Source organism: Spirillospora sp. NPDC127506 (assembly GCF_040302145.1).
GTDB lineage: Bacteria > Actinomycetota > Actinomycetes > Streptosporangiales > Streptosporangiaceae > Spirillospora.
In genome coordinates, this window is record NZ_JBEORG010000082.1 from 1 (window position 1) to 9,108 (window position 9,108).

9 protein-coding genes are annotated in these 9,108 nt (G+C 75.6%); 6 read left to right on the forward strand and 3 right to left on the reverse strand.

The annotated features are described in order from the left end of the window. Together ABTW95_RS35260 and ABTW95_RS35265 are read left to right on the forward strand one after the other, a co-directional pair. Positions 1–1,706 (forward strand): helix-hairpin-helix domain-containing protein (locus ABTW95_RS35260; RefSeq protein WP_500228590.1); only part of this gene is annotated, 1,706 nt, incomplete at its 5' end. Positions 1,707–1,826: 120 nt separating this feature from the next. Continuing rightward, positions 1,827–2,483 carry a hypothetical protein gene (locus ABTW95_RS35265; RefSeq protein ID WP_500228591.1) on the forward strand — a complete coding sequence of 219 codons (657 nt, stop codon included), beginning with the start codon at positions 1,827–1,829 and terminating at the stop codon, positions 2,481–2,483. A gap of 108 nt (positions 2,484–2,591) precedes the next feature. Here ABTW95_RS35265 and fabI read toward each other — a convergent pair whose 3' ends face one another. Then, the gene (gene fabI, locus ABTW95_RS35270) at positions 2,592–3,377 is read right to left on the reverse strand and encodes an enoyl-ACP reductase FabI (protein ID WP_396452735.1); all 786 of its coding nucleotides are present in this window, start codon (positions 3,375–3,377) and stop codon (positions 2,592–2,594) included. 2 nt (positions 3,378–3,379) lie between these two features. After that, complete coding sequence (locus ABTW95_RS35275; protein ID WP_396452733.1) at positions 3,380–4,084, reverse strand: beta-ketoacyl-ACP reductase; 705 nt, start codon at positions 4,082–4,084, stop codon at positions 3,380–3,382. A 169-nt stretch (positions 4,085–4,253) separates the two neighbouring features. Between ABTW95_RS35275 and ABTW95_RS35280 the strand changes: the two genes are divergently transcribed. Together ABTW95_RS35280 and ABTW95_RS35285 are read left to right on the forward strand one after the other, a co-directional pair. Next, positions 4,254–5,753 (forward strand): TldD/PmbA family protein, encoded by a 1,500-nt coding sequence (locus tag ABTW95_RS35280; protein ID WP_396452731.1) that lies wholly within the window; start codon positions 4,254–4,256, stop codon positions 5,751–5,753. Further along, positions 5,750–7,141, forward strand: a complete 1,392-nt coding sequence (locus tag ABTW95_RS35285) for a metallopeptidase TldD-related protein (protein ID WP_396452729.1) — start codon at positions 5,750–5,752, stop codon at positions 7,139–7,141. Before ABTW95_RS35280 ends, ABTW95_RS35285 begins: the two co-directional genes overlap by 4 nt. A 69-nt stretch (positions 7,142–7,210) precedes the next feature. Here the strand turns inward: ABTW95_RS35285 and ABTW95_RS35290 are convergent, their stop codons facing one another. Continuing rightward, positions 7,211–7,423 (reverse strand): dodecin, encoded by a 213-nt coding sequence (locus ABTW95_RS35290; protein WP_396452728.1) that lies wholly within the window; start codon positions 7,421–7,423, stop codon positions 7,211–7,213. A 90-nt stretch (positions 7,424–7,513) separates the two neighbouring features. Here ABTW95_RS35290 and ABTW95_RS35295 point away from each other — a divergent pair, with 90 nt between their 5' ends. Both ABTW95_RS35295 and ABTW95_RS35300 read left to right on the forward strand, forming a co-directional pair. Further along, a complete protein-coding gene (locus ABTW95_RS35295) occupies positions 7,514–7,876 on the forward strand; it encodes a DUF3099 domain-containing protein (protein WP_396452726.1) in 363 nt (120 codons plus the stop codon). Positions 7,877–8,337: 461 nt separating this feature from the next. Beyond that, positions 8,338–9,108 (forward strand): protein kinase domain-containing protein (locus ABTW95_RS35300; RefSeq protein WP_500228592.1); only part of this gene is annotated, 771 nt, incomplete at its 3' end.

A 9,108-nucleotide genomic window follows, 5' to 3' on the forward strand; every position in this document is an offset into this window, starting at 1 on the left:
TGTTCGCCGCGGCGGGGGCGCCGGCGGCGCTCGCGGCCCGCACGGCCGCCCGGCTCGGCCCGGACGCCGCCGACCGGCTGCGCGCCGACCCGTGGCGGCTGCTGCGCGTCCCCGGGGTCCGGCCGGCGCAGGCCGACCATTTCGCGCGCGCCGTGCTCGGGCCGGACGCCGGGCCCGGCGACGTGCGGCGCGGGCGGGCCCTGGTGCTGTACCTGCTGACCGAGGCGGCGCGCGGCGGGCACACCGTCACGCCCGCCGCCGAGGTGCTGTCGGCGCTGGAGCGCGCCCGCGTCCCCGACCCCCGCGCCGCCGTCGAGGCGGGGCTGGACGAGGCCGAGGTCCTGTCCCTCACCGAGGAGCCCGAGTTCGGCGAGGAGCCGTTCGGCGGGGATCCGTCCGGCGGGGACGCCGAGCCCGAGGAGCCGGAGGAGATGCTCGGCGCGGCCCGGTGGGCGCTCGCCGAGGAGGCCGCCGCCGAGGCGTTCCGGAGGCTCACGCTGACCGCCGCGCCGCTGCTGGACGACGCGGCCGTCAAGGGCCTGCGCGAGGGGCTGCCCGAGGACCGGTCGCTCGCGCTCACCGCCGCGCTCCGCACCGGGGTGAGCATCCTGCGCGGAGCGCCGGACGACCTCGCGGACGCCGCCCTGGGCATCGCCGGCGCCGCCGCGGGCCGGGGCCTGCGGGCCGCGGTCGCCGCGCCGACCGACCGCGCCGCCGCCGGCCTGGCCGCCCCCGAGGGCGTCGCGGTCACCAGCCTGCACCGGCTGCTGGAGCCCCTGGACGGCCCGGCCGCCGCGCCCGGCGCCGTCGTCTACGGGCGCGGGGAGCGGAACCCGTTCGACCTCGACCTGCTCATCGTGACCGACGCCGCGGCGCTGGACGTCGAGCTGTGCGCGGTGCTGGCCGAGGCGTGCCCCGACGGCGCGCACCTGGTGCTGTGCGCCGAGCCTGCCGCCGCGCCGCCCGCGGGGCCCGGACGGCCCCTGCTCGACCTGGAGGCGTCCGAGACCGTCCCGGTGGTGGAGCTGGACGCCGCGCCGGCGTCCTCCCCGCTCGCCGCGCTCGCGGCGGCGGTGCGCGGCGGCGCCCTGCCCGCCGTGGACGCGCCGGGCCGGGAGGTCGTCATCGTGCCCGCCGCCGACCCCGGCGAGGCGGTGCACCGGGCGGTCCAGCTCGTCACCGACTCGATCCCCCGCGCGCTCGGCATCCCGGTCGAGGACGTCCAGGTCGTCGCGCCCGCCGCCGGCGGCCCGGCGGGCGCCGGCGCGCTCAACGCGGCGCTGAAGGCCCGGCTGAACCCCGGGCCCGGCGCGTTCGGCGGGATGGACCCCGGCGACCGGGTGGTCGTCGCCGCGCCGCTCCCCCAGGCGGCGGTCGGCGAGACCGGCGTGGTGGCGGGCGGCGGCCCGCACGGCCTCGACGTCGACTTCCCCGCCGGCCGGGCCGTGGTCGCGCCGGCGGACGCGGCCCGGCTGCGGCACGGCTGGGCGGTCCCGGTCGCGCGGGCGCGCGGGACGCGCCGGCCCGCGGTCGTCGCGGTCATGACCCCCGAGGGGCTGTCGCGGCCGCTGGTGGCCACCGCGTTCGGGCTGGCGCTCCGGCACCTGTCGGTCGTGCAGGCGGCCGGTCCGGCGCTGGTCAGGGCCGTGCGCGAGGAGGGGGCGCCGCCGCGGCGCACCCGGCTCGCGGCCCTGGTCGTCCAGTGAGGCGGCGGCGAGGTAAAGAAACCCCCGTGTCGCGGTTTACGGACGGCCCCGTATGGGACACGATGTCAACAAGGGTCAGGCACTGACGGGGTCCCGTCACGGCATCGGGCGGAGGGCGGCATGCGCCAGCGGATCAGGCGGATCGGATCGGCGTCGGCGGCGGTCTCGGCGGGCGCGCTCGTCCTGGTCCTCGCGGCCCCGGCGTCCGGCGCCGCGGCGGAGGAGTGCAAGAAGGGCGTCGACCCCGAGACCACGATCGAGAACTGGAAGTGCAACCTCGGCAACCTGCGCGAGGCGCTCACCCCGAAGAGCCCCACGCCGACGCCCACGCCGACCCCGAAGCCCACGCCGAAGAAGACCAGCCAGAACACGACGAAGAAGACCACGAAGAAGGCGCCCGCGGCGCCGGCGAAGGCGACCCGCAAGCCCGCCGCGGCGCCGAGCGGCGGCGGGGCCGCGGCCCCGTCCGGGCCCGCCCCGATGACCGACGCGAAGGGCCTCAAGCCCTACTCCGGCGAAGCGCCGTCCGCCGCCCCGGGGCTGCCCGGCGTCCTGCCCACCCCGGAGATCGCCGCCGACCCGAACGCCTACCGGGACGCCGCCGGCGGGACCGCCGCGATGCCGCAGACGCGCCTCATCTCGCCCGTCGCCGCCGGCGGGCGCGACGACCGGCAGCTGCTGCTCGTCGCCGCCGCGGCGGGCGCCGCCGGAGCCGTCGGCGCCCTCAACCTCAGCGTCGCCGGCCGCGCCCTGCGCCGCCGCAGGGCGGCCCGCTAGCCCGGGAACGCCGGGCCGGGAACGCCGGGCCGGGAACGCCGGGCCGGGGGCGCGCCGGACCCGCCGCCGGCCGGCGGGCTCTGCGGCCGGTGCGCGGCCGGCAGGCGGCTAGTACGCGGCGCCGATGGCGTGGAGGCCGCCGTCGACGTGGACGATCTCCCCCGTCGTCGCGGGGAACCAGTCCGACAGCAGCGCCGCGCACGCGCGCGCGGTCGGCTCGCTGTCCTTGATGTCCCAGCCGAGCGGGGCCGCCTTCGGCCACATGTCCGTCATGCCCTCGAAGCCGGGGATGCTCTTGGCCGCCATCGTGGCCAGCGGCCCCGCCGCGACCAGGTTGACGCGGATGCCCTGCGGGCCGAGGTACTTGGCCAGGTAGCGGGCGCACGACTCCAGGCCGGCCTTCGCCACGCCCATCCAGTCGTACACCGGCCACGCCTTGGTGGCGTCGAAGTCCAGGCCGACGACCGAGCCGCCGTCCTTCATCAGCGGCAGGCACGCCATCGTCAGCGACTTCAGCGAGTACGCGGACGCGTGCACGGCGGTCGCCACGTCGTCCCACGGCGTCTCGAGGAAGTTGCCGCCGAGCGCAGTCTGCGGCGCGAACCCGATCGCGTGGACGACGCCGTCGAGGTGGTCGAAGCCGTGCTCGCGCAGGTTCCCGGCGAGCGCGTCCAGCTGCCCGGTGTTCATCACGTCCAGCTCGATCACCGGCGGCGGGTCGTCCGGGCCGGACGGCAGCCGCTTCGCGGTCCGCGCGGTGAGCGTCGGGCGCGGGTAGGCGGTCAGGACGACCTCGGCGCCCTGCTCCTGCGCGATCCGCGCGACGTGGAAGCCGATGGAGGCGTCGGTGAGGACGCCGGTCACCAGGATGCGCTTGCCTTCGAGGATTCCCATGATCAGTGCCCCATTCCCAGTCCGCCGTCGACCGGGATCACGGCCCCGGTGATGTAGGCGGCGTCCTCGCCGGCCACGAACCGCACCGCCTTCGCGATCTCCTCCGGCCGCGCGATCCGCCCCAGCGGGACCGCCGAGGTGATGGCCTTCCGCTGGTCCTCGCTGAGGACCGCCGTCATGTCGGTGTCGACGAACCCCGGCGCCACCACGTTCACCGTGATGTTGCGGGAGCCGAGCTCCCGGGCCAGGGACCGGGCGAACCCCACCATGCCCGCCTTGGACGCGGCGTAGTTGGACTGCCCCGGCGAGCCCATCAGCCCCACGACCGACGACACCAGCACGATCCGGCCGGCGCGCTTGCGCATCATGCTCTTCACGGCGCGCTTGGCGACCCGGAACGAGCCGGTCAGGTTGGTGTCGAGCACCGAGGTGAACGACTCCTCGCTCATGATCGCCAGCAGCGTGTCCTTGGTGATCCCCGCGTTGGCGACCACCACCTCGACCGGGCCCTGCTCGGCCTCGACCTTGCTGAACGCGGCGTCGACGTCCTCGGCGTCCGTGACGTCGCAGCGGACGCCGAACAGCCCCTCGGGCGGCTCGCCCGACCGGTAGGTGACGGCGACCGCGTCGCCCGCCGCGGACAGCTCGCGGGCGATGGCCAGGCCGATGCCCCGGTTACCGCCGGTCACGAGGACAGAGCGACTCATCACGGACCCTCTCGTCTGCTTGTCGTGCTGATGGGTTTTGCGCACTCGGGTGACTGCGCCACGACACTAGCGGCCCGCGCCGCGCCCTGCGGATGTGCCGAACCGACAAGATCCGCCGACCCCGGTTTGTTCTCGATCGCCCGCGGGGCCTGCGGGTAGGTTGCTGAGGGTGCATGACATCGATCCCGCCTTCACCGCGCTGCCGCTTCGCGCGCTGGCCGACGCGGCCCTCACCCGGGCCCGGGAGCTGGGCGCCGAGCACGCCGACTTCCGCCTGGAGCGCATCCGCAGCCAGACGCTCCGGCTGCACGACGCCGCCCTGGAGACCGCACTGGACGCCGACGACGTCGGCCTGTCGGTCCGGGTCGTCAAGGACGGCACCTGGGGCTTCGCCGCCGGCATCGACCTGACGCCCGGCGGGGCCGCGCGGGTCGCCGCGCAGGCCGTCGAGGTCGCCGCGGTCGCCCGGCCCGTCAACCGCGAGCCCATCGAGCTGGCCCCCGAACCCGTCCACGGCGAGCGGACGTGGGTGTCGGCGTACGAGACCGACCCGTTCGACGTGCCGACCGGCGAGAAGATCGCGCTGCTGGCCGGGTGGAGCCGCCGGCTGCTCGGCGACGACCGCGTCGACCACGTGGACGCGACGCTGCTGCAGGTCAAGGAGAACAAGTTCTTCGCCGACCTCGCCGGGACCGTCACCACCCAGCAGCGCGTCCGGCTGCACCCGGTCGTCAACGCCGTCGGCATCGCCGGCGGCCTGTTCGACACCATGCGCACGCTCGCGCCGCCCGCCGGGTACGGGTGGGAGTGGCTGTCCGGCGACCACTGGGACTGGGACGGCGAGCTCGCCCGCATCCCCGAGCTGCTCGCCGAGAAGCTCGCCGCGCCGTCGGTCGAGCCCGGCGAGTACGACGTCGTCGTCGACCCGTCCAACCTGTGGCTGACCATCCACGAGTCGATCGGGCACGCCACCGAGCTGGACCGGGCGCTCGGCTACGAGGCCGCCTACGCCGGCACCTCGTTCGCCACCCCCGACAAGCTCGGCACCATGCAGTACGGCTCCAAGGCCATGAACGTCACCGGGGACCGCACCACCGAGCACGGCCTCGCCACCATCGGCTACGACGACGAGGGCGTGCAGACCCAGTCGTTCGACATCGTCACCGAGGGCCTGTTCACCGGGTACCAGACCGACCGGCGCATCGCCCGCCTCACCGGCGCCGACCGCTCCAACGGGTGCGCGTTCGCCGACGCGGCGTCCAGCATGCCGATCCAGCGGATGGCGAACGTCTCGCTCCGGCCCGCCGAGGGCGGCCCGTCCACCGAGGAGCTGATCTCCGGCGTCGACCGCGGCATCTACATCGTCGGCGACAAGAGCTGGTCGATCGACATGCAGCGGTACAACTTCCAGTTCACCGGGCAGCGCTTCTACAAGATCGAGAACGGGCGGCTGGCCGGGCAGCTGCGCGACGTCGCCTACCAGGCCACCACCACCGACTTCTGGAACTCGATGGAGGCCGTCGGCGGCCCGCAGACCTACGTGCTGGGCGGCGCGTTCAACTGCGGCAAGGGCCAGCCGGGGCAGGTCGCGCCGGTCAGCCACGGCTGCCCGTCGGCGCTGTTCCGCGGCGTCAACATCCTCAACACGCTGAAGGAGGCGGGCCAGTGAGCGGGATCCGGCCGCAGGAGGCCGTCGAGCGGGCCCTGGCGCTGTCGCGGGCGGACGACTGCATCGTCATCGCCGACGAGGCGAGCACCGCGAACCTGCGGTGGGCGGGCAACACCCTCACCACCAACGGGGTGACCCGCTCCAGCCGCCTCACCGTCATCGCGCTGCGCGGCACCGGCGACGGCGTCGCGGCGGGCGTGGTGTCGCGGTCGGCGGTCGGCGCCGACGGCATCGAGGACCTGGTGCGCGCCGCCGAGGCCGACGCCGCCGGCAACGACCCCGCCGAGGACGCCCGGCCGCTCGTCACCGACGCCCCGGCCGAGGCGTCGCGCGGGTGGGACGACGAGCCGGCCGAGACCGGCATCGGCGTGTTCGAGGGCCTCGCACCCGCGCTCGGCGAGGCGTTCGCCGCCGCGCAGGCCGGCGACCGGCGCCTGTACGGGTTCGCCAACCACGTCCTGACCTCGACGTTCCTCGGCACCTCGGCGGGGCTGCGGCTGCGGCACGACCAGCCGACCGGGCTGCTGGAGCTGAACGCCAAGGGCGCCGGCGGCTCGGCCTGGACCGGCGTCGGCACGCCCGACTTCGCCGACGTGGACGTCCCCGCCCTCACCGGCGACCTCGCGCGGCGGCTGGAATGGGGCGAGCGGCGCGTCGACCTGCCGGCCGGGCGGTACGAGACGATCCTGCCGCCCTCCGCCGTCGCCGACCTGATGATCTACCTGTACTGGTCGGCGGGCGCGCAGGACGCCCACGACGGCCGCACCGTGTTCAGCGCGCCCGGCGGCGGCACCCGCGTCGGGGAGCGGCTCGCGGCGCTGCCCGTCACGCTGTCCAGCGACCCCGCCGCGGCCGGGATGGAGTGCGCCCCGTTCGTCATCGCGCACGCCTCGGGCCGCGAGTCGTCGGTGTTCGACAACGGCCTCCCGCTCGCCGCCACCGACTGGATCAGGGACGGGGAGCTCGCGGCCCTCACCCAGACCCGGCACTCGGCGGACCTGACCGGGCTGCCCGTCACCCCGGCCATCGACAACCTGGCGCTCACCGGGCCCGGCGGCGGCGCCACGCTGGAGGAGATGGTCGCCCGCACCGAGCGCGGGCTGCTGCTGACGTGCCTGTGGTACATCCGGGAGGTCGACCCGCAGAGCCTGCTGCTGACCGGCCTCACCCGCGACGGCGTCTACCTCGTCGAGGACGGCGAGGTCGTCGGGGCGGTGAACAACTTCCGGTTCAACGAGAGCCCCGTCGACCTGCTGTCGCGGCTCGCCGAGGTCGGGCGGACCGGGCCGACGCTGCCGCGGGAGTGGTCGGACTACTTCACCCGCGCCGCGATGCCGCCGATCCGGATCGGCGACTTCAACATGTCGACGGTGTCGCAGGCGTCCTGACACGGGGGGGCGGTCACCGCCGCGGCGGGATCGCCCCCCGCCCGCCTTCCCTCACACCAGCCCCTCACATCAGACGTCCTCTAGGCGGAAGCCGACCTTCATCGTCACCTGGATGTGGGCCACCTCCCCGTCCTCGATCTGGCCGCGGACCTCGGTCACCTCGAACCAGTCCAGGTGGCGGAGGGTCTGCGAGGCGCGCCTGACCCCGTTGCGGATCGCGGACTCCACGGACTCCGGGGAGGTCCCCACGATCTCGGTCACCCGGTACGTGCGATCGGTCATCTCGTTCCTCCGGTGCGAAGTTCTTACCTTCACTGCGATTTGACCCGTACTGCCGTCGCAGGTCCGACCCCATGGGCTTACCGTGGAAAGGTGAAGGTCAATCCCCGCCACCGCCGGGAGCCGGACGTCTACACCGTCACCGACGCTCCCCGTCCCATGTCGGAGGACATCGGCTACCGGCAGAGGCGGTACCTGATCTCCATGGGCATCCGGACGCTGTGCTTCGTCGGGGCGGTCGTGGCCGCGGTCGCCGGCGCGCCGTGGTGGCTCGCGGTGCTCATGGTGGTGGGCGCCGCGCTGCTCCCCTACGTCGCGGTGATCTTCGCCAACGGCGGCCGGGAGCCGACCGCGTCGGCGGTCTTCGACGACCGGACGGGGCCGGAGCACGGCGGACCCCGCCTGGAGTCGGGACAGAAGCCCGATTCCGGACAGCGACCGGAAATCGGGTCGTGACATTCTCTTGACTAACCGCGGGGGGTTTCGGTGTACGATTTGTACCGGCGCTCTGGTCCCCCGTCGGAGCGCCCGTGCCGGTGTTCCGGGCCCCCGTCGGAACACCGATGATGCGGCGCCGGGTGGATTGCCCCCGTATCCACCCGGCGCCGCTTTTTCACTGTCCGGGCTCCTTCCCGGGCCTTCCCCGGCGCGCCGCAGAGGCCACGCTGACCCTTCCTTGACGCCCGCCCCGGGCACCGCACATCCCGGCCGGGACGGCAAGGGCCGGCGCTGGCCTGCTCCGGCCACCATCCGAAACCCGCCCGAGCCGGACCCCCGCGCGCGGATCCGCCGCGCGGCGGGGCGTTCCGGGCCGCGCGCCCCCCGCCGGCGCGGCGGGCCGGCGACCGATCCGTTCCGGCCCGCGCTGCGTACTGCTGAGCGGCGACGACACCATCGGCGCGCCGAGGGGAGGACCCGTGGATCCGGGATTCCGGCTGGACGGCCGCTACCGCATGGAACGCCGCGTCGGCCGGCGCGGCGCCGCGGAGGTGTGGCGCGCCCGCGACGAGCTGCTCGCCCGCCGCGTCGCGGTGGCGCTCGCCGGCGTCGGGCGCTCCGCCGGAGCGCCGCGGCGCAGGCTGCGGGACGCCGCCCGCGCCGCCGCCGCGCTCGCCCACCCCAACATCGTCACCACCTACGACTACGGGGAGGCCGACGGTCCCGGCGGGGATCCCCTGGTCTACGTGGTGACCGAGTACCTCACCGGGGAGCCGCTGGCCGCCCGGCTGGAACGCGGGCTGCCGTGCGCCCAGGAGGCCGCTGCCGTGTGCGCGCAGGTCGCGGACGCGCTGGCCGCCGTCCACACCTGCGGCGTCGTCCACGGCGATCTGAGCCCCGCCCAGGTGTTCCTCACCGAGGACGGCGTGAAGCTCCTCGGGCTCGGCGTCACCGGAGCCGCGGACCGTGCCCGGGACGAGGCCGCCGGCGAGACGCGCGGCGACGCCGGGGACGAGGCGGGCGGCGAGACGGGTGACGGGGCCGAGGACGGGGCCGGGGACGAGGCCGGGGCCGGGGACCGGGACGACGAGGCCGGGAAGGCCGCGGACGTGTTCGCGTTCGGCGAGCTCCTCGCCGCGTGCCTGCCGCCCCCGGGCGCGCCGCCCGACGCGCCGCCCGGCGGTGCCGCCGTACTCGTCGATGACGATCGCCACGTGCGTCTGCCGGGCCTGCATCTCCCGCAGCAGCTC